At 74.0% G+C, this 24340-nt stretch carries 18 protein-coding genes and 1 pseudogene; 15 read left to right on the top strand and 4 right to left on the bottom strand.

The window, feature by feature from the left end:
- Positions 1–259 precede the first annotated feature (259 nt).
- From E4P43_RS15440 to E4P43_RS15390, 11 genes and pseudogenes are all read left to right on the top strand, one after another.
- Positions 260–661, top strand: a pseudogene (locus E4P43_RS15440) (methyl-accepting chemotaxis protein); the annotation flags it as partial.
- A gap of 244 nt (positions 662–905) precedes the next feature.
- Complete coding sequence (locus tag E4P43_RS15435) at positions 906–2522, top strand: methyl-accepting chemotaxis protein (protein WP_135146351.1); 1617 nt, start codon at positions 906–908, stop codon at positions 2520–2522.
- A gap of 246 nt (positions 2523–2768) precedes the next feature.
- Positions 2769–5201, top strand: coding sequence for a chemotaxis protein CheA (locus E4P43_RS15430; RefSeq protein ID WP_135146350.1), 2433 nt, complete (start codon positions 2769–2771; stop codon positions 5199–5201).
- A 1-nt stretch (position 5202) separates the two neighbouring features.
- On the top strand, positions 5203–5649 hold the full coding sequence (locus E4P43_RS15425) for a chemotaxis protein CheW (RefSeq protein WP_135146349.1): 447 nt from the start codon (positions 5203–5205) through the stop codon (positions 5647–5649).
- 161 nt (positions 5650–5810) lie between these two features.
- Complete coding sequence (locus E4P43_RS15420) at positions 5811–6713, top strand: hypothetical protein (protein WP_135146348.1); 903 nt, start codon at positions 5811–5813, stop codon at positions 6711–6713.
- A 466-nt stretch (positions 6714–7179) separates the two neighbouring features.
- Positions 7180–8265 (top strand): chemotaxis response regulator protein-glutamate methylesterase, encoded by a 1086-nt coding sequence (locus E4P43_RS15415; RefSeq protein WP_245159161.1) that lies wholly within the window; start codon positions 7180–7182, stop codon positions 8263–8265.
- Complete coding sequence (locus E4P43_RS15410; protein WP_135146346.1) at positions 8262–9086, top strand: protein-glutamate O-methyltransferase CheR; 825 nt, start codon at positions 8262–8264, stop codon at positions 9084–9086. Before E4P43_RS15415 ends, E4P43_RS15410 begins: the two co-directional genes overlap by 4 nt.
- Before the next feature lies 1 nt (position 9087).
- Entirely contained in the window at positions 9088–9471 is a 384-nt protein-coding gene (locus E4P43_RS15405) for a response regulator (RefSeq protein WP_135146345.1), read from the top strand.
- Positions 9468–9983 (top strand): chemotaxis protein CheX, encoded by a 516-nt coding sequence (locus E4P43_RS15400; RefSeq protein ID WP_135146344.1) that lies wholly within the window; start codon positions 9468–9470, stop codon positions 9981–9983. Before E4P43_RS15405 ends, E4P43_RS15400 begins: the two co-directional genes overlap by 4 nt.
- A 29-nt stretch (positions 9984–10012) precedes the next feature.
- Positions 10013–10375 carry a response regulator gene (locus tag E4P43_RS15395; RefSeq protein ID WP_135146343.1) on the top strand — a complete coding sequence of 121 codons (363 nt, stop codon included), beginning with the start codon at positions 10013–10015 and terminating at the stop codon, positions 10373–10375.
- Positions 10372–10863: a hypothetical protein gene (locus E4P43_RS15390; RefSeq protein ID WP_135146342.1), complete on the top strand. Its 492-nt coding sequence runs from the start codon at positions 10372–10374 to the stop codon at positions 10861–10863. Before E4P43_RS15395 ends, E4P43_RS15390 begins: the two co-directional genes overlap by 4 nt.
- A gap of 86 nt (positions 10864–10949) precedes the next feature.
- On the opposite strand, the gene E4P43_RS15385 is transcribed toward E4P43_RS15390, so the two are convergent.
- Positions 10950–11411, bottom strand: coding sequence for an ATP-binding protein (locus E4P43_RS15385; protein WP_135146341.1), 462 nt, complete (start codon positions 11409–11411; stop codon positions 10950–10952).
- Between the two features lie 215 nt (positions 11412–11626).
- Between E4P43_RS15385 and E4P43_RS15380 the strand changes: the two genes are divergently transcribed.
- Positions 11627–13390: a SpoIIE family protein phosphatase gene (locus E4P43_RS15380; protein ID WP_167759206.1), complete on the top strand. Its 1764-nt coding sequence runs from the start codon at positions 11627–11629 to the stop codon at positions 13388–13390.
- A 10-nt stretch (positions 13391–13400) separates the two neighbouring features.
- Here E4P43_RS15380 and E4P43_RS15375 read toward each other — a convergent pair whose 3' ends face one another.
- Positions 13401–14150, bottom strand: coding sequence for a ZIP family zinc transporter (locus E4P43_RS15375; protein WP_135146339.1), 750 nt, complete (start codon positions 14148–14150; stop codon positions 13401–13403).
- A 36-nt stretch (positions 14151–14186) separates the two neighbouring features.
- Positions 14187–15380: an ATP-binding protein gene (locus E4P43_RS15370; protein ID WP_135146338.1), complete on the bottom strand. Its 1194-nt coding sequence runs from the start codon at positions 15378–15380 to the stop codon at positions 14187–14189.
- Between the two features lie 160 nt (positions 15381–15540).
- Here E4P43_RS15370 and E4P43_RS15365 point away from each other — a divergent pair, with 160 nt between their 5' ends.
- Entirely contained in the window at positions 15541–15909 is a 369-nt protein-coding gene (locus tag E4P43_RS15365; protein WP_135146337.1) for a phage holin family protein, read from the top strand.
- A gap of 71 nt (positions 15910–15980) precedes the next feature.
- Entirely contained in the window at positions 15981–20969 is a 4989-nt protein-coding gene (locus E4P43_RS15360) for an NAD-glutamate dehydrogenase (protein ID WP_135146336.1), read from the top strand.
- A gap of 188 nt (positions 20970–21157) precedes the next feature.
- Here the strand turns inward: E4P43_RS15360 and E4P43_RS15355 are convergent, their stop codons facing one another.
- A complete protein-coding gene (locus E4P43_RS15355) occupies positions 21158–22573 on the bottom strand; it encodes an amidase (protein WP_135146335.1) in 1416 nt (471 codons plus the stop codon).
- 62 nt (positions 22574–22635) lie between these two features.
- On the opposite strand from E4P43_RS15355, the gene E4P43_RS15350 reads away from it, so the two are divergent.
- A complete protein-coding gene (locus E4P43_RS15350; protein WP_209313905.1) occupies positions 22636–24327 on the top strand; it encodes a DEAD/DEAH box helicase in 1692 nt (563 codons plus the stop codon).
- Positions 24328–24340 lie beyond the last annotated feature (13 nt).

Raw genomic sequence — 24340 nt, 5'->3', positions numbered from 1 at the left:
GCGCGGCCGACTCCACCACGCAGGCCCTGACGCAGACCCGCACCGCCGTCGACGAGCTGTCCCGGATGGCTGCCGACCTGCGCACCACGGTGGGGCGCTTCAGCTACTGACGCGAGGAGTACCGGCGAGCGCCGGTGGTGACCGGGTCCGGTCACCACCGGCGCTCGGCGTTCCCGGGTGCGGCGGTGCGGGTGTGACGCCATGTCGACAGCGGTGCAGGTGGTCATCCACCGGTTTTCCGGGGGGCCGCGACACACCGGCATTCCGAGACTTCGCCGTGGTGGCCAACGAGGTCAAAGAGCTGGCGCAGGAGACGGCGAAGGCCACCGAGGACATCGCCCGCCGGGTCGAGGCGATCCAGCACGACACCGGTGCCGCGGTCGAGGCGATCGAGGAGATCTCGGCGATCGTCGCGCAGATCTCCGACCGGCAGACCACGATCGCCAGCGCCGTGGAGGAGCAGACCGCCACCACGAACGAGATGTCCCGGTCGGTCCAGGAGGCCGCCGGCGGCTCCACGCAGATCGCCGAGAACATCACCGGGGTGTCGACCGCGGCCGAGTCCACGACCGAGGCCCTGACCCAGACCCGCGTCGCCGTCGACGAGCTCTCCCGCATGGCCGCCGACCTGCGCACCACCGTCGGCCGGTTCACCTACTGACGGGCCCGGCCGGGGGAGGGAACGGGGCGGTGGACCATTCCACCGCCCCGTTCCGCATTTCTCGCCCGCGTGCGCGCGTTGCCATGTCGACTCGGGAATGGCGGTCGCCGAACAATTCCTCCGAGGCGCGCGACACGCCACGGTAGAGCCGCTCCAGCAAGTCGGCGGTGCGCAATTCTTTCACCCGAGCCGGTGCGGGACAGCGGCTCTCACACTCGGCCCAATTCACAGCACTGGAGCAGTCATGAGCACTCGTTCGTCCGCGGCACCCCCGGTGGGAGGTCGGAGCTGGTTCGCCGACCGGCCCATCGGCGTCCGCATTGGCGCGGTCGTCGTGCTGCTCCTCGCGGTCCTCGCCGGTGCCGACGCGGTGGCCATCTCGCGCATGAGCGAGATGAGCGCCGACCAGGAGCGGATCTACGACGAGAACCTCAAGCCGCTCAACGCCCTCTCCGCCGTGCAGCGGGCGACCGCCGCACACCGCGCCCGCGTGCTCGAGTACGCCGTCTCCGACCAGGCCCGCCGCGTCGAGCTCCTGGGTGAGATGGAGGAGAAGCAGGCCGACGTGGAGGCCGCCCTCGCCGAGTACGAGCCGTTCATCATCGACCAGGCGGCGATCGAGAAGTACCTGACCTCGCGCGACCAGTTCCTGGCCAGCAACGCCACGCAGCTCTTCCCGGCCGCCGACGCCGGCAACCTGGCCGCGTACGCCCAGGTCTACCGCGAGGTCTCCAGCCCGCTGCTCAGCGACATCGCGGACGCGCTCGAGGAGGAGGGCGTGGCGCAGGCCGACGAGGCCGCCGCCCGCAACGCCGAGGCATCGGAGGACGCGACGTCGGCGACCGAGCTGCTGCTCGTCGTCTCGATCGCCGCCGGCCTGGCCGCCGTCGGTCTCACCGTCCTCGTGGTCCGCCGGATCACCCGCACCGTCCGCGCCGTGCAGGTGACCGCGGAGGCCATGGCCGCCGGCGACCTCACCACCTCGACCGACGTGACCAGCGCCGACGAGCTGGGCCGCATGGCCCGGGCGCTGGACAGCGCGCAGGCGAGCCTGCGCGAGGTGCTCAGCTCCGTCGTCTCGTCCGCCGACGCGGTGGCGGCGAGCTCGGAGGAGCTGTCGGCCTCGTCGGCGCAGATCGCCGCGTCGGCGCAGGAGACCTCGGCCCAGTCCGGCGTCGTCGCCGGTGCCGCGGAGGAGGTGTCCCGCAGCGTGCAGACCGTCGCCGCGGGCGCGGAGGAGATGGGCGCGAGCATCCGGGAGATCGCCACGAACGCGGCCGAGGCCAGCGAGGTCGCCCACCGGGCGGTCGAGGCCGCCGCGACGACGACGGCCACCGTGGCGAAGCTGGGGGAGTCCTCGGCCGAGATCGGCAACGTCGTCAAGGTCATCACCTCGATCGCCGAGCAGACCAACCTGCTGGCGCTGAACGCCACCATCGAGGCGGCCCGCGCCGGTGAGGCGGGCAAGGGCTTCGCCGTCGTGGCCAACGAGGTCAAGGAGCTGGCGCAGGAGACGGCGAAGGCCACCGAGGACATCGCCCGCCGGGTCGAGGCGATCCAGAAGGACACCGGTGCCGCCGTCGGGGCGATCGAGGAGATCTCGGCGATCGTCGCCCAGATCTCCGACCGCCAGACCACGATCGCCAGCGCGGTGGAGGAGCAGACCGCCACCACCAACGAGATGTCCCGGTCGGTCCAGGAGGCCGCCGGTGGCACCGGCCAGATCGCGGCGAACATCACCAACGTCTCCGGCGCCGCCGACTCCACCACCCAGGCCCTGGGGCAGACCCGCGTCGCCGTCGACGAGCTCTCCCGCATGGCCGCCGACCTCCGCACCACGGTGGGCCGGTTCACCTACTGACCGACGTGCCGGTGGCGGCCCTCCGGGGCCGCCACCGGCACGGGTCGACACGGCGCAGCAGGCCACCGGCCCGCCCCTCCCCCGGTTCCGGGCCTTTTCCGGCCGCGGACGGTCGGTTGTGGGCGACGGACTGCCGATAACAGCACTGACAGCGCCGGCGCGGCGGGTTCACCTTGACTCCGCCCAGCGCCCGCCGATGACACACCGGGGCCGACCGCGCTCCCGCAAAGCAGAGAGAAGGCAGCAGTGGACGGTCTGGACGACATCGTCGAGGAGTTCCTCGTCGAGAGCCACGAGAACCTCGACCAGCTGGATGCAGACCTGGTCGCTCTCGAGAAGGAGCCCGACTCGCGCGAGCGGCTGTCGAGCATCTTCCGGACCATCCACACCATCAAGGGCACGAGCGGCTTCCTCGCCTTCAACCGGCTGGAGGAGGTCACGCACGTCGGCGAGAACATGCTGTCCCGGCTGCGCGACGGCGAGCTGGAGCTGACCCCCCACCGCACCAGCGTGCTGCTGCAGATGGTCGACACCGTGCGCTCGCTGCTGACCACGATCGAGGCCAGCGGCGGGGAGGGCGGCGTCGACGTCTCCGCCGTCGTCGCCGACATCAGCGCCGCCATGGAGAACGGTGACGGCCCGGCCGCCGAGGCGCCCGCCGCCGCTCCTGCCGCCCCCGCCGCCGAGGCACCGGCTCCCGCCGCCGCCCCGGAGGCGCCCGCGAAGGCCCCCGCCAGGGCTGCCGCCAAGAAGGCCCCCGCCAAGGCCGCCCCGGCCAAGCGCGCCACCCGCGCCAAGGCCGCCCCCGCCCCCGCTCCGGTCGTCGAGGAGTCGGTGGCCGAGCCCGTCGCAGACCTGCCCGTGGAGCCGGCCGTGCCGGCCGTCGTCGCCGAGGAGCACCCGGTGTCCGAGCCCGCCGTCGCCGATCACCCCGAGGGTGAGACCGCGAACCCCGACGCCGCCGGTGGCCAGGCCCGCCGCGCCGTCGCCGACAGCACGATCCGCGTCGACGTCGACCTGCTCGACGAGCTGATGCTGCTGGTCGGCGAGCTGGTCCTCACCCGCAACCAGATCGTCCAGTACGTCGGCCGCTCCAACGACACCGACCTGCTGCGCGCCTCCCAGCGGCTGAACCTCATCGCCAGCGAGCTGCAGGAGGGCGTCATGAAGACGCGCATGCAGCCCATCGACCACATCTGGTCCAAGCTCCCCCGCGTCGTCCGCGACCTGGGCCTGCAGCTGAAGAAGTCGATCCGCCTGGAGATGGAGGGCCGGGAGACCGAGCTCGACAAGACCCTCCTCGAGGCGGTCAAGGACCCGTTGACCCACCTGGTCCGCAACGGCGTCGACCACGGCATCGAGTCCCCCGAGGACCGCAAGAAGGCCGGCAAGCCGGCCGAGGGCGTCCTCACCCTGCGCGCCCGTCACGAGAGCGGCCAGGTCGTGGTCGAGGTCGCCGACGACGGCGCGGGCATCGACCCCGCCAAGCTCGGGGCCAAGGCCGTTCAGCGCGGCCTGCTCACCCAGGACGCGCTGTCCCGCATGAGCCCGGCCGACATCCTGCAGCTGATCTTCCTGCCCGGCTTCTCCACCGCGGCGGCGGTCACCAACGTGTCCGGCCGTGGCGTCGGCATGGACGTGGTCAAGACGAACATCGAGGCCATCGGCGGCACCATCGAGGTGGAGTCGGAGGCCGGCGTCGGCACCGTCTGCCGCCTGCGCATCCCGCTGACCCTGGCGATCGTCCCGGCGCTCACCGTCGAGTGCGCCACCGACCGCTACGCCATCCCGCAGATCAGCCTGCAGGAGCTGGTCAGCCTGGATGCGGAGAAGGCTGCCAACGCCGTCGAGGAGGTCGGCGGCGCGCAGGTCTACCGCCTGCGCGGCGAGCTCCTCCCCCTCGTGCGGCTCACCGACGTCCTGGGCATCACCTCCGAGCGGCACGACGGCCACGTGGTCATCGCGGTGCTGCGCTCGGAGGGCCGGCGCTTCGGCCTGGTCGTGGACCGGGTCATCAACACCGAGGAGATCGTCGTCAAGGCGGTCGGCGGGCAGCTGAAGTCCATCGGCCTCTACTCCGGCGCCACGGTGCTGGGCGACGGCACCGTCGCCCTCATCCTCGACGTCCAGGCCCTGGCGCGGCGCGCCCTGCGCACCGAGAGCCTCGACCGGCAGGAGTCCCGCGCGTCGGTCGGCCAGGTCACCGCGGCCGAGACCGAGCGCCAGCGGATGCTGCTCGCCTCGATCGGTGGCGGCCGCCGGGTGGCCATCCCGCTCGACACCGTCACCCGCCTGGAGCAGGTGCGCACCGAGTCGGTGGAGAAGGTCGGCAACCGCGAGGTCGTGCAGTACCGCGGCGCGATCCTCCCGATCGTCCGGCTCGACCGGCACCTGGGTGCCTACGGCGAGACCGACCACGAGGTCCTCGAGGTCATCGTCTACGCCGACCACGGCCGCAGCGTCGCGATCGTGGTCGAGGAGATCCTCGACATCGTCGACGGCGAGGCCGCGGTCCGCAGCGACATCGACGACATGGGCCTGCTCGGCTCGGCCGTCCTCGGCGACAAGGTCACGGAGCTGCTCGACGTCCGCGCCGCGATCCTGGCCGCCGACCCGGCGTTCTACTCGCACCCCACCACGACGCCGGCCGGCGTCCCCGACTCCCTGCTGGAGGTCTGACATGACCGCCCCGACCGCAGCGCCCGCCACCAGCGGGCAGCTGGCCACCTTCCGGCTCGACGGCGACCTGTACGGGGTCGAGGTGGAGCACGTGCAGGAGGTGCTCCGCAGCCAGCAGCTGACCCGGGTGCCGCTGGCCCCCACCGCCGTTGCCGGGCTGATCAACCTGCGCGGCCAGGTGGTGACCGCGATCGAGCTGCGCGAGCGGCTCGGCCGGCCCCCGCGCCCTGAGGGCACCGACGCCGTCGTCATCGTCGTGCGCCTGCACGGCGAGGCCGTGAGCCTGCTGGTGGACTCGATCGCCGACGTCGTCGACGTGGACGCCAGCGACTTCGAGGCGCCGCCGGACACGCTGGAGGGCCAGGCTCGCGACCTGATCCGCGGCGCCTACAAGCTCGACGGGCAGCTGCTGCTCGCGCTGGACGTCCAGAAGGCCGTCAGCGCCTGATCTGGTCACTCCACGTAATCGCGTACTGACACAGCTCACCCAGACACGCGGCCGTCATCCCCTCGCTCTCCTGCGATGGGGTGACGGCCGCGTGGCATTCCAGGGCCGGGGGCACCAGCATGGGACGACCGACCCGGTCCCGGAACGCTGGAGGCGCTGCCATGCCCTACTCGCTGGTCAGTGCCGCCACCCTGGGCTTCGACCTGGTCCGGCTGCCCGCCGGCCGCGCGGTCGCCGAGGTCCTCCTCACCGGGCTGGGCGCCGACGAGGCCGCCTTCGCCCGCCTGGCCGCCGTCCACCCCGCCCGGGGGTTGGACCGCGAGCAGCGCGGTGTCCGCGTCGTCCGGTCCCGGCGGGCCCGCGAGATGGCCGCCGGGGTCCCGCACATGCGGTCGGCCGCCGACGCCGCGGGCGGCGCCGGTGACCGCACCGCCCTCCTCGTCGCCCAGCTCGAGCAGGGCACGATCGGGGATGCCCCCACCCTGGAGCGCCTGCTGCGCGAGGACGTCCTCGGCCGCGAGCACGCGCTCCGCGCCGACGTCGACGTGGACCAGTGGGACGAGGCCACCGAGGTGCTGGCCGACGCCGCCGTCGGCTTCTGGGCCGCCGGCGTGCTCCCGCCGCTGGTGCGGCGCGAGCTGACCGCCGCCTTCGACCGCGCGCAGGACGCCGGGCCCCTGGCCGCCCCGGCGCGCTGGGGGCTCGGTCCGGCCGAGGCGGAGCTCACCACCTTCCTGGACGCGGTCCGCGACCTGGACGACCTGGGCCGCACCCGCTGGCGGCTGGCCGTCGACGAGGGCCGTGCCGCGCACCGCCCCTGGGCCACCGCCATGCACGAGGCGTCGTGGGCCGCCCACGTCTCCGGGCGCACCCGGGCGCTGGCCGCGGCCCAGCTGCTCGCCGTCCAGGCCTTCCTCGACGGCGGCTTCGACCTGCGCGACGGCGCGGCCGGCGTCTGGAACGCCGTCGCCGGGTGCGTGCAGGCCATCGTGCTCGACGACCTGCTCGGCGACGACTCCGCCGCCGTGCTCCGCGCGCCCGCGGTGCGCGTCTCGGGGGCCTGACCACCCGCGGGCCCCCGCCCGCCCGGTCCCCCTCGGACCTCCCCGCCGGGACGACGACCGTCGGTCCCGCGCGTGCGCCGCACCCCTCCGGCAGCCCGGCGTCCGGCGCGCGCCGGACGCCGTCCCGCTGCCGGACGCGGGAAACCGCAGGTCGCGGCGGTGTGCCCGGACCGGGGGAGCGACCATTTCCCGCCCGTGTCGACAAATGGCCGAATTGTCAATTCGACAGGCCCGGTGACGGTCATCGGAAATTGCATAACGAGTGTGCGCGGCGCCTTCACAACCGCCCTGTGACAGTCGATGCTTCTGGTGCGGATGGGACGTCGGGCAGCGGCCCGCGAACTATCCGGATGTGCACAATCAATCCCGCTCAAGCATCGGGAATTGGTGCCGATACACCAATCGAACAGCGCGCCGAACCGTGGCGGGCAGCGGGGGAGGGTACGCGTTGAATCCGATCAGGGTGATGGTGGTCGACGACTCGGTCGTCGTCCGCAAGATCGTCACCGATGTGCTCTCCGAGGACCCGGGGATCGAGGTCGTCGGCACCGCCGTCAACGGCAAGGTGGCCGTGGGCAAGCTCGAGCAGCTCAAGCCCGACCTCATCACGATGGACATCGAGATGCCGGAGATGAACGGCATCGAGGCGGTGCGCGCCATCCGCGGCACCCGCTCCCGGGTGCCGATCATCATGTTCAGCACGCTGACCGAGCGCGGCGCCACGGCCACCCTGGACGCGCTGTCGGCCGGCGCGAACGACTACGTCACCAAGCCGGCGAACGTGGGCAGCGTCGCGCAGTCGATGGAGAGCGTGCGCCAGCAGCTCATCCCCAAGATCAAGGCCCTCCTCGGCCGGCCGGTCACGCCGCCGCGCGGCGCCGCGGCCCCGCCGCCGCGGCCCGCTGCGCCGCGGACCGGCCCCGGCAAGAAGCCGGCCGTCCTGGTCATCGGCTCCTCCACGGGCGGGCCCGAGGCGCTCGCCCGGGTGCTGCCTGCGCTGCCGGCGAACCTGCCCGTGCCGGTCCTGCTGGCCCAGCACATGCCGCCGGTCTTCACCCGGCAGTTCGCCCAGCGGCTGGACCGGCTGTGCGCCCTGCGCGTCGTCGAGGCCGTGGACGGGACCCCGTTGGTGCCGGGCACCGTGCACCTCGCCCCGGGCGATCACCACCTCGTGGTGCGCGCCAACGCCCGCGCGGCGTTCACCACCTCGCTCAACCAGAGCCCGCCGGAGAACTTCTGCCGGCCGGCGGTCGACCCGCTCTTCCGCTCCGCCGTGGCGGCCTACGACGGCGCCGTCCTGGGCGTCGTCCTGACCGGCATGGGTGCCGACGGCCGCAACGGGTGTGGCGAGATCCGCAACGCAGGCGGCACCGTCGTCGTGCAGGACCAGGCGACCTCGGTCGTCTGGGGCATGCCGGGCGCCGTCACGCAGGCCGGCTACGCCGACGAGGTCCTGCCGCTCGACCGGATCGCCGAGGCGATCCAGCGGCACCTCGCCGGTGCCGCAGTCCTCAACTCCGCAACAACCATGGCCGTGGGAGGTCGTCGATGAGCCTGACCGCGACCAGTTTCGACTGGGTCCGAGAACTCGTCCGCAAGGAGAGCGCCATCGTTCTCCAGCCGGGCAAGGAGTACCTGGTGGAGGCGCGCCTCCTGCCGATCGCCCGGCAGATGGGCCTGCCCGACGTCACCAAGCTGGTGGAGACGGTGCGCACCCGCCCGGACCCCGAGAACACCCGGCGGATCGTCGAGGCCCTCACCACGAACGAGACCTCGTGGTTCCGTGACGGCGACCCGTTCACCGCCCTCACCTCGACCGTGCTGCCGGCGCTGCTCTCGGCCCGCGGGTCCAACGAGCGCCTGCAGATCTGGTCGGCGGCCTCCTCGAGCGGGCAGGAGCCGTACACGATCGCGATGCTCCTGGACGACGCGCTGCCGAACGCGGCCTCCCGCGTCTCGATCACCGCGACCGACCTCTCCCGCGAGATGGTGCAGCGGACCCGGGCCGGCAAGTTCAGCCAGCTCGAGGTCAACCGCGGCCTGCCCGCCCCGATGCTCGTCCGCCACTTCCAGCGGTCGGGCACCGAGTGGGAGGTCTCGCCCAACCTCCGCCGCATGGTCACCGCCAGCGAGTGCAACCTCGCTGCGCCGCTGCCCCGGATGGGCCCGTTCGACGTGGTCTACCTGCGCAACGTGCTCATCTACTTCGACCTGCCCACCAAGCAGTCGATCCTCCGCCGTGTGCGGGACCTCATGCGACCCGACGGGTGGCTCTTCCTCGGCGCCGCCGAGACCACCCTCGGCGTCGACGACTCCTGGGAGCGGGTCGTCATCGGCCGCAGCTCCGCCTACCGCCCACTGAAGGGGGCCTGACATGCGTGCCTTGGTGATCGACGACTCGCGCGCGATGCGCCGGATCGTCACCAGCATCCTCACCGACCTCGGGTACGAGGTCCGCGACGCCGGCCACGGCGGTGAGGCGCTCGAGGTCCTCAACGAGGGCTGGCTCCCCGACCTGGCCACCATCGACTGGAACATGCCGGTCATGGACGGGCTGCAGTTCGTCTCCGCCGTCCGGTCCAACCCGGCCTGGCGCCGGATGACGATGATGATGGTGACCTCGGAGAGCGAGCACACCCAGATCGTCCGCGCGCTGGCCGCCGGCGCCCACGAGTACATGATCAAGCCGTTCACCGCCGACGCGTTCCGCGACAAGCTCGCCCTGCTCGGCCTGCTCCCGCAGGAGGTTGCCCTGTGACCAGCACCGACACCGGACAGCGCCGTCGCCTGAGCGACTCACGCCCGGTCATCACCGACCTCATGGACGAGGCCACCATCCTGTCCGTCGCCGAGGAGGCCTGGATCTCCCTCGTCGGCGAGGAGGAGGTCCTCGTGCCGCTGCCGGGCGACCTGCCCGGGGACGTCCTGTCCAGCTGGGTCGACGTCGTCGGCCCGTGGACCGGCAGCGTCGTCCTGACCACCGGCCGGGCCACTGCCGAGGCGCTCTCCCGCGCGCTGCTGCGCGAGGCCGCTCCCGAGGTGCTCGAGCTCGAGGACATCGAGGACGCGTTCGGCGAGATCGCCAACGTCGTCGGTGGCAGCGTCAAGGCCGCGCTCCCGGGCCCCTCGGCCCTGAGCCTGCCCCAGGTCGGCCACGCCCCGCTGGTGCGCAACCCCGGCGACGTCTGCCGGGTCGACGTCCTCTGGCGCGGCGAGCCGCTCACCATCTCCGTGCAGGGCGCGCTCCCGCCGCTGCCGGTTTCCCACTGAACCCACTGCGCGAAGAACGAGGTGCCACTGTGAAGATCCTGATCGCCGATGACAGCCGCGTGATGCGGCAGATCGTCATCCGCACCCTGCGTCAGGCGGGGTACGACGACCACGACATCGTGGAGGCCGAGGACGGCGCGGACGCGCTGGCCAAGGTGGGCTCGGAGAGCCCGGACCTGGTCCTGTCCGACTGGAACATGCCGAACATGACCGGCATCGAGTGCCTGCAGGCGCTGCGCGCCCAGGGCTCGCAGGTCCCGTTCGGCTTCGTGACCTCGGAGGGCTCCCCGGAGATGCGGGAGAAGGCCGCCAACGCCGGCGCGATGTTCCTCATCGCCAAGCCCTTCAACGAGGACACCTTCAAGGAGCACCTGGACGGGGTGATCGCGTGACCGCCCCGACCGGCGTGCAGCTGCCCGCCTCGAAGGACATCCGCGACATGCTGACCGGCCTGGTCGGCAAGCCGGTCGCCGTCTCCCCCGGCGCGCCGGTGACCCCGACGCCGGAGCGCCCGGTGTCCGTGGCCGTGTACGTGGACCCGCAGATGAACGTCAACGCCCTGTGCCTCATGGACCTGGGGGCGTCGGCCTACACCGGCTCCGCCCTGGCGCTCCTGCCTCCCGGCGGGGCCCAGGACGCGGTCGAGGAGGACGGCGAGCTCTCCGGCATGCAGGTCGAGGCGCTGTACGAGGTCGTGAACGTGCTCTCCGCGCTGTTCAACGTCCCGGGTGCCCCGCACTCCAAGCTGCACAAGCTGTACGCCCCCGGCGAGGAGGTGCCCGGCGACCTGGCCGGCATGCTCTCTGCCTTCAACCGGATCGACCTCAACATCGAGGTCCCGACCTACGGCAAGGGTGCGCTCTCCTTCGTCGTCCCCTGACGCGCACCGCAGCACCACGCCACGACCCCTGTCGCCCACCGGCGACGGGGGTCGTGGCGTGTTGCACGTGGAACAGGTGGGGCCGGTCAGGCCGAGGCGGCGGCCCGCCGGTCGTCGGCCTCCGTGGGCAGGCAGGCCCAGACGTGCTTGCAGTCGTCGTCGACGTACCAGCCGTGCGCGACCGACAGGCGGGCGACGAGCTGCAGCCCCATCCCGCCCTGGGCGGGGTCCCGGTCGACGGTGGGCGCGGGCATGGTCTCCGGCGACCTGTCGCTGACGTCCAGCAGCCAGCCGCCGCTGCCGGCCACGACGGTGGCGACGACGGGCCGCTCGCCGTGGCGCAGGGCGTTGGAGGCCAGCTCGTCGAACGCGAGGACGAGCTGCTCGCTGGACGGGTCGTCGCCCTCGGGCGGGTGGCCGACGCGGCAGAGGCGGGACCGCAGGGTCGCCCGCGCCGCCGCGAGCTCGCCGAGGCCGCTGAGCCGCCAGCGCCAGACCTCGCCGCGACCGTCGGGCAGCCGGCGCACGGGCCATGCGAGTCGGGCCATGCCTCCCCCTCGGCTCGGGACGTGGACATCTCCGTGGTGCCCCGTCCGGCCGCGTGTCAACCCCCGCGGGCGGCCGAGACCCCTGTGCTGTGGTCAGCGTCACGTCACCGGTGAGAGGGGCACCCCGAGGCGTCCGCATTGCTTTCCGTCCGGTGAGCCGCCAGGCTGGGTGGACTGCTGCCACTGCGCGGCCGAGTGGCTGGAGCGAAGCGGGCATGGGGCGGGACGACACGGCGCTCCTGCGTGCCGACCTCCTGCTCCAGGCCGTCGAGGGCATGGACCGCCCGCTCTTCGTGCTCGACGAGGACTGGCTCTTCGCGTACGTGAACCCGGCCGGCGCCCAGGTGCTCGACCGCACGGTCGGAGACCTGCTGGGCCGCGACATCTGGGTGGAGTTCCCCGAGGCCGTGGGCGGTCCCTTCGAGCAGCTGTACCGCTCGGTCCGGAGCTCGGGACGCGCCGGCAGCACCGAGGCCTGGTTTGGGCCGCTGGAGAAGTGGTTCCGCGCCGACGCCTTCCTCACCGACGCCGGCCTGGTGGTCAGCTACGACGACGTCACCGAGCGCCGGCGGGCCGACGACGAGCGCGCGGCCGCCGTGGCCGCCCGGGAGCAGGCCGCCGCCGAGGCCGCCCGCGAGGCCCGCCGGGCCGAGGAGGCCGGACGCCACCTGATGCTCCTCGGCGACATCAGCCAGGAGATGACCTCGACCCTGGACCACGAGGTTGCCGCGGGCCGCTTCGCCGCCCGCGTGGTGCCCCTGCTCGCCGACTGGTGCCTGGTCAGCGTCGTCGACCGCGATGGGCGCCGTCGCGACGTCGGCCGCGCGCACCGCGACCCCGCCATGGTCGAGGCCATGCACCGGTACGCCGACGCCCGGGTCGCGTCGAACAGCGTGGAGGCGCCGGTCCCGACGGCGATGCGCAGCGCGGAGCCGGTGGTCATCGAGCGGCTCACCGAGCACCACCTCGAGACGATGATCGACGGCGAGGAGAGCCGCGAGGCGCTGGCCCCGCTCGCGCCGTCGGCGGTGGCCACCTTCCCGCTCGTCGCCCGCGGCGAGGTGCTGGGCGCCTTCACGCTGGTGAACGGGGCCGACCGCGGCCCGCACACGGAGGCGGAGCTGCGGACGGCGCAGATCGCCGCCCGCCGGGCGGCGCAGGCCCTGGACAACGCGCGCCTGGTCTCGCTCAACCACCAGGTCGCCGAGCGGCTGCAGCTGAGCCTGCTCTCGCCGCCGGTCCAGCCCGACCACCTCGAGCTGGCGGTGCGCTACCGGCCCGCGACGCAGGGCGTCTCGATCGGCGGGGACTGGTACGACGCGTTCCTGCAGCCCGACGGCGACACCGTCGTCGTGATCGGCGACGTGATGGGCCACGACATCGAGGCCGCCGCCGCGATGGGCCAGGTCAAGACCCTGGTCCGGGGGATCGCCTTCGACCGGCAGGAGGAGCCGGCCGCCCTGCTGGGCCGGGTCGACCACGCGCTCGTCGGGCTGGCGGTGCCGGCCATGGCCACCGCGCTGGTCTGCCGGGTGCAGCAGGACGACTCCGACCGCGCCGCCGGTGTGCGCCGGCTGAACTGGGCGTCGGCCGGCCATCCGGACCCGCTGCTGCTGCTCCCCGACGGCCGGGTCGAGGACCTGAGCGCGCAGGTGGGCCCCCCGCTGGGCATCGGCTGGTCCGGGCAGCGCGCCGACGGCGTGGCGGCCATGCCCGACGGCAGCACGCTGGTGCTGTTCACCGACGGGCTCTTCGAGCGCCGCGGGCTGCCGCTGGACGACGGCCGCGCGCAGGTGCGCGCCGTCCTGGAGCGCTCGGCCGGCTGCACGCTGACCGAGCTGTGCGACCGGCTCCTCGCGGAGATGCTGGGCGAGGGCGTCGAGGACGACGTCGCCGTGCTCGCGGTGCGGGCGCACCCCCAGGTCGGCGAGCGCCCCGCCGAGGCCGGTCCGGAGGTCCTGCCGCCCCTTCCCCGCTGAGGGGACGACGTCAGGCCCGCTCGATCGCGAACGCGACCAGGAACCCGAGCGTCGTGATGAGCCCGGTCCAGATGCGGGTGCGCTCGAACGCCTCCGGGATCATCGTGTCCGCGACCATCGTGAGGATCGCCCCGGCGGCGACAGCGGTGATGACCGCGACCGCCTCCGGGGGTGCGTCGCCCAGCGCGAGGTAGCCGACGAGCGCCGACAGCCCGCTGGCCACCGCGATGCCGCCCCAGACGCCGAAGACGTAGGCCGCCGAGCGCCCGCTGCGCTTCATGCCCGCGGCCGAGGACAGCCCCTCGGGCACGTTGGAGATGAACACGGCGGCGAGCACCGGGGTGCTCACGCCACCGCCGGCCAGGAGCCCCAGCCCCAGGACCACCGACTCCGGGACCCCGTCCAACAGCGCCCCGACCGCGATCGCCGCGCCGCTGCCGGACTGCTCCTCCTCCGAGGGCTGCTGGTCCTCCGAGCGCTTGCGGTGCCGCGCGCCCCGCCTCGCCAGCGCGATGTTCGCGGCCAGGTAGACGGCCGCCCCGCCCAGGAACCCGGCCGCCGTCGGGCCCAGCCCGCCGGTGTCGGCAGCCTCCTCCACCAGGTCGAACGCGACCGCGGAGATCAGCACCCCGGAACCGAAGGCCATCACCCCGGCGACCACCGCCTGCGGCACCCGCACGAACCAGGCGACCGCAGCGCCCAGCACCAACGCGGCCCCGCCCAGGAGGCCCCACAGCCCTGCTTCCACCCACACCGGCACGAGCGGTGCGGTGCCCAGCAGCCGCGGGTCGAACCGCTACTCGGGGTGGCGCAGCAGGTAGCGGCCGAAGTGCGGGACGGTGAAGGCGATCTGGCCGCGCTCGGCGGAGTAGACCAGCCCCTTCTTGATCAGCGAGTCCCGCGCGGGGGAGAGGGACGCGGGCTTGCGCCCCAGCGAGACCGCCACCTCCGACGTCGCCACCGCCGCGCCGCCCGGACCGCCGAGCTCGGCCATCGCGTGCATGTACTCGCGCTCGGCCGGGGTGGCCCGGTCGTAGCGGGAGCCGAAGAACCCGACGGCCAGCTCCGCCTCGGCGACGGGCGCCGCCATCGCGACGTCGGCGGCGGTGACGGGGGAGGAGGCCGCGACGTCCCAGGTGACCTTGCCGTAGGCCTGCACGAAGTACGGGTACCCGTCGGCGGCCTCGTAGAGGGCGTCCAGCGCCCCCTGCTCGAACTCGACGCCCTCCCGCTCCGCCGGGGCGATGAGCGCCCGGTCGGCGGCCTCCCGCTCCAGCCGGTCGATGCGCAGGTAGCGGAACAGCCGCTCCGAGTAGCTCTTCGAGGCGCTCAGCACGGCGGGCAGGTGGGGGAGGCCCGCGCCGACGACGATCAGCGGCGCCCCCTGCTGGGACAGCTCGTGGCAGGCGGCGCAGATCGCCGAGACGTCGTCGGGCTGGATGTCCTGCATCTCGTCGATGAACAGCGCTATCCCGCTGCCGATGTCGGCGGCCACCCCCGCGGCGTCGCTGAGCAGCTCCACCAGGTCGATCTCCATGTCGCCGGAGTCGGCCCGGCCGCTGGCCGCGGGGACGTCGATCCCCGGCTGCCAGCGGTCCCGGACCTTGGCGTCGGCCGGCGCCACCCGCTGGGCGAAGGCCTTCACCACGCCGAGCACCTCGGCCACCGACTCCTGGTCGCCGTGCCGCGGGCCGAGCTCGCGCAGGGCCATGTGCAGCGCCGAGGAGACCGGCCGGCGCAGCGACTGCTCGGGCCGGGCCTCGATCTTGCCGGTGCCCCAGCCGCGGGAGATGGCCGCCGACCGCAGCTGGTTGAGCAGCACGGTCTTCCCGACGCCGCGCAGCCCGGTGAGCACCAGCGAGCGCTCGGGGCGGCCGTGCGCGATCCGCTCGAGGACCACGTCGAAGGCCTGCAGCTCGCCGTCCCGGCCGGCGAGCTCGGGCGGGCGCTGGCCGGCGCCGGGGGCGTAGGGGTTCCGGACGGGATCCATGTCGACCACCGTATGGCGTTCTCTAGCCCGCACCGTAGAGATCGGTAGAACCACCTAGCGCGTGTCGCGAGGTTCCTCTGCGCCTCTCTAGCGACGACGCTAGAGGACCGAAGACGCCGCGATGGGCCGGTCGGGCGATCTTGGGCGCTAGCGTGGGCCCGTGCTCAGGTTCGCGTTGAAGGTCGTGCTCATGGCCGGGGTCTTCTACCTGGTCGACCTCGTGCTGGACGGCGTCGCCGTCGTCGGCAACCCGGACGCCCCGCTGGGGGAGGTCGGCACGTTCCTCTGGATCGCGCTCATCTTCGCCGTCGTCAACGCGGTCGTCGGTCCGATCCTGCGGCTGATGTCGCTGCCGTTCGTGCTGGTGACCCTCGGGCTGTTCCTGCTGGTCATCAACGCGGCGCTGCTCGGCATCACCGCCGCGATCACCGACCGGCTCACCGTCGACGGCTTCGTGACCGCCGTCCTGGGCGGCCTGCTGCTCGCGATCGGCGGCTGGGCCGCCGACCAGATCGTCGAGAAGGGCTGACCGCCCCCGCCTCACCGGGACCCGCCGCGTCGCCGTGACGGGTGTCTCAGCGGGCAGTAGCGTGGCCTTTCATGGCCCATGACACCGGTGTGGTCCCGGAGATCCCGGTGCGCCACCGGGACGGCGCCCCCGCGGCCGGCTCGCTGACCGAGCTCGCCGCGCTCGAGGCCGCCCGCGACGAGAAGCGGCAGGTGCTCGACCGGGCGGCGGAGGGCGCCGTGGCCGGGCTGGCGCCGTCCGGCACGCTGCCCGCCGGCTGCCGTTCCGAGGACGTGCCCGCGTTCCTGCGGCGCTACTACTGGAGCGAGCCCGCCGAGGAGGTCCTCGGGCACCCGCCGGAGCAGCTGGCCGCGCTCGCGCTCGGCCACCTCGCGCTGGCCGAGGTGCGGCCCAAGGGTGCGGCCACCGTCGACGTGCACCACCCCGGCGGCGAGCGCGCCCGCGCCGTCGTGCGGCTGGTCACCGACGACATGCCGCACCTGGTCGACTCCGTCACCGCCGAGGTCGTCCGCCAGGGCTTCGCCCTGGACCACATCGTGCACCCGGTGCTCGTCGTCCGACGCGACCTGCGCGGCCGCATCACGGCCTTCTGCGACAGCGCCGACGCCCCGGCCTGCGGCGCGGACGCGGTCGCGGAGTCGTGGATGGCGGTGGTCCTCGACGGGCCGCTGGACGACGAGGCCGCCGAGGACCTCGTCGCCGGCCTGCGCACCGTGCTCGACGACGTCCGGTCCGTGTGCGAGGACAGCGACCGCCTGCGCGAGCGGGTGCGCGAGCTCGCCGCCCGGCTGGAGCACATGGCGGTCCCGGCCGGGGCGGCCCACCCCTCCGACGACCCGGCGGAGGCCGCCGCGCTGCTGCGCTGGCTGGCCGACGGCAACTTCGTCCTGCTCGGTGCGCGCGAGGTGGACCTGACCGGCGACGCCGTCCGCGCGGTGCCCGGCACGGGCCTCGGTGTGCTGCGCAGCGACGCCGACATGAGCGGTGGCACCGCCACCCCCGAGGCGGCCCAGGCGCCGGCCGACCACCTGCTCAGCGTCACCAAGGCCGACACCCGCGCCACGGTTCACCGGCGGGCCTGGCTGGACCTGGTCACCGTCACCGCTCCGCCGGACGCCTCCGGCGCGCGGCGGCAGTACCGCTTCGTCGGGCTGTTCCCCACCTCGGCCTACACGAGCAGCGTGCTCGACGTCCCGGTCGTGCGGCGGCGGGTGGCCGAGGTGATCGCCCGGTCGGGGGTGCCGGCCGACAGCCACACCGGCAAGGAGCTGCTCGACGTCCTCGAGACCTACCCCCGCGACGAGCTCATGCAGGTCGACGCCGACGAGCTGCTGCCCGTCGCCATGGCGGTCCTGCACCTCCAGGAGCGCCGGCAGACCCGGCTGTTCCTCCGCCAGGACCCGACCGGGCGGTTCTGGTCCGCGCTGGTCTACCTGCCCCGCGACCGGTACACCACCGAGGTCCGGCTGGCGATGCAGCAGACGCTGCTCGAGCGGCTCGGCGGCACCAGCATCGAGTTCACCGCCCGCTCCACGGAGTCGGTGCTCGCCCGGCTGCACTTCGTCGTCCGGCTCCCGGTCGGCCGGAAGGGCTCGCCGCAGCGGGTGCCCGTGGACGTCGAGGCGCTGCAGGCCGAGCTCGCCGCGGCCGCCCGCAGCTGGACCGACGCGCTGGCCGACGCCCTCGCCGCCCGGTTCGGCGCGGACGCGGAGAAGGTCTTCGCGCGGGTCGCCGACGCGTTCCCGGCCGCGTACCAGGACGACTTCCCGGCCGACCGCGCGGTGGAGGACCTCGTCCGCCTCGAGGAGCTGGCCCCCGGCGGGCTCGCGCTCCGGCTCTGGACGGCGCCGGGCGCGGCACCCGGCGAGCGGCGGCTGACCGTCTACCGCGTCGGCGAGCGGCTGCTGCTCTCCCAGATCCTGCCGATGCTGCAGAACATGGGCGTCGACGTCGTCGACGAGCGGCCCTACGAGCTCGACCGGATCGGCGCGCCGCCCACCTGGATCTACGACTTCGGCGTCGCCGTCCCCCCGGTCGAGCTGCCGCTGCTGCGCTCGCTGCCGGAGCGGTTCACCGAGGCCGTCGGCGCGGTGTGGCGCGGCGAGGCCGAGGACGACGGTCTCGGCGCGCTGGTGATGCTGGCCGGCCTCAACTGGCGGCAGGTCGCCGTGGTGCGCGCCTACGTGCAGTGGCTGCGCCAGGCGGGGCTGCCGTTCAGCCAGTCCTACGTGGAGCAGACCCTCGCCGCGCACCCGGGCGTCGTCGCCCGGCTCGTCGCGCTGTTCGAGACCCGATTCTCCCCGGGGCGGGTCAACGGCCGGGAGGGCCGGCAGGCTGACCTGGTCGAGGCGCTGCGCCGCTCGATCGGCGAGGTGGCCTCGCTGGACGCCGACCGGGTGCTGAGCTCGCTGCTCGCGGCGGTGACCGCCACCCAGCGGACGACGTACTACGCCATGTCGCTGGCCACCCGACCGGCGCTGGCGCTCAAGCTCGACCCCGCCGAGGTGCCCGACCTGCCCGACCCGCGGCCGAAGCACGAGGTGTGGGTGAGCAGCCCGCGCGTCATGGGCGTCCACCTGCGGTTCGGCAAGGTCGCGCGCGGCGGGCTGCGCTGGTCCGACCGGCGCGAGGACCTGCGCACCGAGATCCTCGGGCTGGTCAAGGCGCAGATGGTGAAGAACACCGTCATCGTGCCGACCGGCGCCAAGGGCGGGTTCGTCGTCAAGCGCCCGCCGGGCGAGGGCGCCACCCGCGACGAGGTGCTCGCCGAGGGGCAGGCCTGCTACCGGATCTTCATCGGTGCGCTGCTCGCCCTCACCGACAACCTCGTCGACGGAAAGGTGGTGCCGCCGAGCAAGGTCGTCCGGCACGACGGCGAGGACTCCTACCTCGTCGTCGCCGCGGACAAGGGGACGGCGACCTTCTCCGACCTGGCCAACGAGGTGGCGCTGGAGCGCGGCTTCTGGCTCGGCGACGCCTTCGCCTCCGGCGGCTCGGTCGGCTACGACCACAAGGCCATGGGCATCACCGCCCGCGGCGCGTGGGAGTCGGTGACCCGGCACTTCCGCGAGCTGGACCTGGACGTGCAGCGCCAGGACTTCACCGTCGTCGGCGTCGGCGACATGTCCGGCGACGTCTTCGGCAACGGCATGCTGCTGTCCGAGCACATCCGGCTGGTCGCCGCCTTCGACCACCGGCACGTCTTCGTCGACCCCACCCCGGACGCGGCCACCTCGTTCACCGAGCGCAAGCGGCTCTTCGAGCTGCCCCGGTCGAGCTGGGCGGACTACGACCCGCAGCTCATCAGCGCCGGGGGTGGCGTCTGGCCGCGCACCGCCAAGTCGATCCCGGTGTCCGACCAGATGCGGACCGCGCTCGGCCTCCCCGACGTCGTCACCTCGCTGAGCCCGGTCGACCTCATGCGGGCGGTCCTGCTGGCGCCGGTGGACCTGCTGTTCAACGGCGGCATCGGCACCTACGTGAAGGCGGCGTCGGAGAGCCACCTCGAGGTCGGCGACAAGGCCAACGACGCCCTGCGGGTCGACGGCGGGCAGCTGCGCGTCCGGGTCGTCGGCGAGGGCGGCAACCTCGGGCTGACCCAGCGCGGACGCGTGGAGTACGCGCTGGCCGGCGGTCGCGTGAACACCGACGCCATCGACAACTCCGCCGGCGTGGACACCTCCGACCACGAGGTCAACATCAAGATCGCGCTGAACCGGCCGGTGGCCGACGGCGCTCTGGACGCCGAGGCGCGCGCGGCCCTGCTGGGCGAGATGGCCGACGACGTCGCCGTCGACGTCCTCACCGACAACCACGCGCAGAACGCCACCCTCGCCACCGAGACCGCCTCGGCGCGCAGCCTGCTCGACGCGCACGAGCGGTTCATCCGGTCGCTGGAGCGCTCCGGCCGGCTGCTGCGGGCGGTCGAGGCCCTGCCGGACGACCGCGGCCTGGCCGAGCGGCGCCGGGACGGGCACGCGCTCACCAGCCCCGAGCTGTCGGTGCTGCTGGCCTACGCCAAGCTCCAGGCCGGCGACGCCGTGCTGCAGTCGTCGCTGCCGGACGACCCGGCGCTGGAGTCGCTGCTGGTCGGGTACTTCCCCGCGCCGCTGCGGGAGCGCTTCCCCGCGGCGGTCACCGGGCACCCGCTGCGCCGGGAGATCATCGCGACCGCGCTGACCAACCGGGCGGTGAACGTCGCCGGCGTGACCGGGCTGTTCCGGCTGGCCGAGGAGACCGGCGTCCCGCTCCCGGCCGTGGTGCGGGCGCACGCGGTGGCCCGGGCGGTGTTCGGCGTCGACGACATGTGGGACGCCGCACGGACGCTGGACAACGTCGTGCCGGCCGCGGTCCAGGTGGAGATCCGCACGGAGGCCACCCGCCTGGCCGAGCGGGCGACCCGGTGGCTGCTGCGCCAGCCCGACCTCACCTCCGACACCCCGCCGCCGCTCGCCGACGTGACCGCTCGCTTCGCCGCCTCGGTGGCCGAGGTCCAGGCGGGGCTGCGCGGCTGGCTGATGGGCCGGGAGGCCGAGGCGTACGCCGCCCGCGCCGCGCGGCTGGGCGAGGCCGGGGTGCCCGAGGAGCTGGCCGCACGGGTGTCGGTCGCCTCGCTGCTGCCGGCGGCCCTCGACCTCGCCGTCGTCACCGAGCGCACCGGGGCACCGGTGGCGCTGGCGGGCCAGGTCATGCAGCGGCTCGCCGAGCGGCTGGGGTTGGCCCCGCTGCGCGACCAGGTGACCGCCCTGCCGCGGGACCGGCGCTGGCCGGCGATGGCGCGGGCCTCGCTGCGCGACGACCTGGGGATGGAGCAGTCCTCGCTCACGGAGGACGTGCTGGGCCTGCGCACCTCCGACGACGAGTCGCCCGCGGACCTGGTGGCCCGCTGGGAGGAGGGCTGGGACACCGCCCAGCGCCGCGCGGCCGCCCAGCTCGCCGACATCACCGCGGGGGACCGGCAGGAGCTGGCCGAGCTCCTGGTGGCGGTGCGGACCCTGCGCGGGCTGCGCAAGCGCCGCCAGGCCCGCCGCGTCGCCCGCCCCGGGGACGAGAAGAAGTAGGCCCGCCGACGAGTTCTACGAACTCGTGGCCATCAGCGGCTGATCGCCACGACTTCGTAGAACTCGTCGCGGGTCGCACGCGCGGGCGACCCTAACGAGGGTCGGGGATGTCGCTCGCGTGCGCCTCGGGACGGCTATGACGGCGTCTACACCTCTCTATCCCATGCGCTAGAGAGGTGTAGAAGGGGTCAGAGGGGTGGGCGGCGCTCGCCGAACCGGGTCGCCCGCTCGAACGCGTGCCCCACCTCGAGCACCCGCCGGTCGGCGCGCGGCGGCCCCACGACCTGCAGCCCCACCGGCAGCCCGCCCGGCGTGAACCCGCCCGGCACCGAGAGCGCCGGGCAGCCGGTGGGGGAGAGCAGCGTGCACGAGCGCATCCACGCCAGGTAGTCCTCCTGCGGCACCCCGGCGATCTCGGTCGGGTACTCCAGCTCCACCGGGAACGGCAGCACCTGCGTCGTGGGCGCCAGCAGGACGTCGTAGCGGGTGAAGAACTCGACCACCCGCTCGTGCAGCCTGGTGTGCCGCTGCTCGGCCCGCGCCAGGTCGGCGCCGGTCAGCCGCGCCCCCAGCGCCGCGTTCCAGCGGATCGTCTCCTTGACCTGGTCGGGGTGGCGGCGCACCAGGTCGGAGAAGGTGGCGTCGAACAGCCAGGCCCGCAGCGTCCCGAACACCTCGTCGGCGCCGGAGAGGTCCGGGCACGCCTCCTCGACCCGCGCGCCCAGCTGCTCGAGCACCGGCAGGGACGCCGTCAGCACCTCGGTGACCGCCGGGTCCACCGTCACCCGGCCGCCGAGATCGGGCGCCCACGCGACCCGCAGCCCGTCCAGCCGCTCGGGCAGGGGCGCGGCGAACGAGGCCGGGTCCTCGGCCAGCGAGATCGGCACGCGCGGGTCCGGGCCGGCGAGCACCGAGAGCTGCAGCGCCACGTCGGCGACCGTGCGGCCCATCGGGCCCTGCACCGACAGCGTCGACCAGGCCATCGGCGCCGGCCACGTCGGCACCCGCCCGGGGGTCGGGCGCAGCCCCACCACGTTGCAGAACGCCGCCGGGTTCCGCAGCGAGCCGCCCATGTCGCTGCCCTCGGCCAGCGGCACCAGCCCCGCCGCGAGCGCCGCCGCCGCGCCGCCGCTCGACCCGCCCGCGGACAGGCCGTGCCGGTAGGGGTTGTGCGTGGCGCCGAACACCGGGTTCACCGTGTGCGACCCGGCCGCGAACTCCGGCACGTTCGTCTTGCCGACCCGGACCGCGCCCGCCGCCCTCAGCCGGGCCACGACGAGCTCGTCGCGCAGCGGGACGGTGTCCCGGTGCAGCGGCGACCCCCAGGTGGTCCGCATGCCGCCGGTCGCGTGCGTGTCCTTGTGCGCCACCGGCAGGCCGTGCAGCGGGCCCAGCGGCTCGCCGGCCGCCTGCGCGGCGTCGGCGGCGTCCGCGGCCGCCCGGGCGCCCTCGGCGTCCAGCGTCACGACGGCGTTGAGCGCCGGGCCCAGCCGCTCGATCCGGTCCAGGTGCGCCTCCAGCAGCTCGCGGGCGGACACCTCCCCGGAGCGCACCAGGCCGGCCAGCTCGGTCGCGGGGCGCGTGCACAGCTCGTCGGCGGTCACCGGGCCAGCCTCGCAGAAGCCCGGGTGCGCGCGACCCGGGTCACCGGTGAACGATGGAGGCGATGACCGACGAACGAGCGACGACCGGCGAGCACGCCACCTTCGAGACCCTGGGCCTGCGCCCGGAGCTGCTGAAGGCGCTGTCCGCCCTCGGCTACGAGGAGCCCACGCCCATCCAGCAGGAGGCGATCCCGCCCCTGAGCGAGGGCCGCGACCTGCTCGGGCAGGCAGCCACCGGCACCGGCAAGACGGCGGCTTTCTCCCTGCCGGTGCTCCAGCGGCTGGAGGCCCACCGCCGCGGGAAGCCCCCCGTCGCGCTGGTGCTCGTGCCCACTCGCGAGCTCGCCGTCCAGGTCTCCGAGGCGCTGCACCGCTACGGCCGCGACCTCGGTGCCCGCGTCCTCCCGGTCTACGGCGGGGCGCCGATCGTGCGCCAGCTGCGGAGCCTGGAGTCCGGGGTGGACGTCGTCGTCGCCACCCCCGGCCGCGCCCTCGACCTGGTCAACCGCGGCGCGCTGGACCTCGGTGACATCGCCACCGTCGTGCTCGACGAGGCCGACGAGATGCTCGACATGGGCTTCGCCGAGGACCTGGAGGCGATCCTCGACGAGACGCCGGAGCAGCACCAGACCGTCCTGTTCTCCGCCACGATGCCGCGCCGGCTGGACGCGCTGGCCCGGCGGCACCTGTCGGACCCCGTGCGGATCACCATCGCCCGCGAGAAGGCGTCGGCGGGGGAGCCCCCGCGGGTCCGGCAGACCGCCTACGTGGTCCCGCGCGGGGCCAAGCCCGCTGCGCTGGGCCGGATCCTCGACGTCGAGGCGCCGACGGCGGCGATCGTCTTCTGCCGCACCCGCGAGGAGGTCGACACCCTCACCGACACGCTCAACGGCCGCGGCTACCGGGCCGAGCCGCTGCACGGCGGGATGAGCCAGGAGCAGCGCGACAAGGTCATGGGCCGGCTGCGCAGCGGCACGGCGGACCTGCTGGTCGCCACCGACGTCGCCGCGCGCGGCCTGGACATCGAGCAGCTCACGCACGTCGTGAACTACGACGTCCCCTCGGCGCCGGAGTCCTACGTGCACCGCATCGGCCGGGTCGGCCGGGCCGGGCGCGAGGGCGTGGCCATCACGCTGGCCGAGCCGCGCGAGCACCGGATGCTCAAGACGATCGAGAAGGTCGCCGGATCGCCCATCGCCGTGGAGAAGGTCCCCACGGTCGCCGACCTCCGCGCGCGCCGGCTGGACCTCACCCGTGGTGCGCTGCGGGAGAGCCTGCTCACCGACGACCTCGACCGCTTCCGGGTGGTGGTGGAGAGCCTGGCCGACGAGTTCGACCTCATGGAGGTGGCGCTCGCCGCGGTCAAGCTCGCGCACGAGGCCGGCAACGGGGTAGACGACGACGAGGAGATCCCGCAGGTCACCTTCCGGCAGGACTCCGGTGGCCGTCCCGACACCCGTGGTGGGAGCCGCGACGGCGGTCGGGATGCCGGGCGTGCGCCGCGGCGCTCCTCCGGTCCGGCCGGCCGGCTGTTCGTGGGCCTGGGCCGGGAGGCCGGGATCCGCCCGGGCGACCTGGTCGGTGCCATCACCGGCGAGACCGGGCTGACCGGCCGGGACGTCGGGTCGATCGAGATCCACCAGCGGTTCGCCCTGGTCGAGGTGCCGGAGGCGGCGGTCGACGAGGTGATCCAGGCCCTCAAGGCCACGATGATCAAGGGCCGCAAGGCCACAATCCGGCGGGACCGCTCCTGAGAGGACCCCGGCC

Source organism: Blastococcus sp. TF02A-35, from assembly GCF_004571075.1.
Taxonomy (GTDB): Bacteria; Actinomycetota; Actinomycetes; order Mycobacteriales; family Geodermatophilaceae; genus Blastococcus.
Note: the sequence above shows the minus strand (reverse complement) of the source record. Positions and strands in the feature narration are given on the sequence as shown.

Excerpts from the sequence above, each read along its gene's own strand:
- E4P43_RS15360 (WP_135146336.1), top strand. The coding sequence starts at position 15,981 with ATGGCCCATGACACCGGTGTGGTCCCGGAGATCCCGGTGCGCCACCGG.
- E4P43_RS15405 (WP_135146345.1), top strand. The coding sequence starts at position 9,088 with ATGCGTGCCTTGGTGATCGACGACTCGCGCGCGATGCGCCGGATCGTC.
- E4P43_RS15385 (WP_135146341.1), bottom strand. The coding sequence starts at position 11,411 with ATGGCCCGACTCGCATGGCCCGTGCGCCGGCTGCCCGACGGTCGCGGC.
- E4P43_RS15410 (WP_135146346.1), top strand. The coding sequence starts at position 8,262 with ATGAGCCTGACCGCGACCAGTTTCGACTGGGTCCGAGAACTCGTCCGC.
- E4P43_RS15370 (WP_135146338.1), bottom strand. The coding sequence starts at position 15,380 with ATGGATCCCGTCCGGAACCCCTACGCCCCCGGCGCCGGCCAGCGCCCG.
- E4P43_RS15435 (WP_135146351.1), top strand. The coding sequence starts at position 906 with ATGAGCACTCGTTCGTCCGCGGCACCCCCGGTGGGAGGTCGGAGCTGG.
- E4P43_RS15350 (WP_209313905.1), top strand. The coding sequence starts at position 22,636 with ATGACCGACGAACGAGCGACGACCGGCGAGCACGCCACCTTCGAGACC.
- E4P43_RS15420 (WP_135146348.1), top strand. The coding sequence starts at position 5,811 with ATGCCCTACTCGCTGGTCAGTGCCGCCACCCTGGGCTTCGACCTGGTC.
- E4P43_RS15380 (WP_167759206.1), top strand. The coding sequence starts at position 11,627 with ATGGGGCGGGACGACACGGCGCTCCTGCGTGCCGACCTCCTGCTCCAG.
- E4P43_RS15425 (WP_135146349.1), top strand. The coding sequence starts at position 5,203 with ATGACCGCCCCGACCGCAGCGCCCGCCACCAGCGGGCAGCTGGCCACC.
- E4P43_RS15415 (WP_245159161.1), top strand. The coding sequence starts at position 7,180 with ATGGTGGTCGACGACTCGGTCGTCGTCCGCAAGATCGTCACCGATGTG.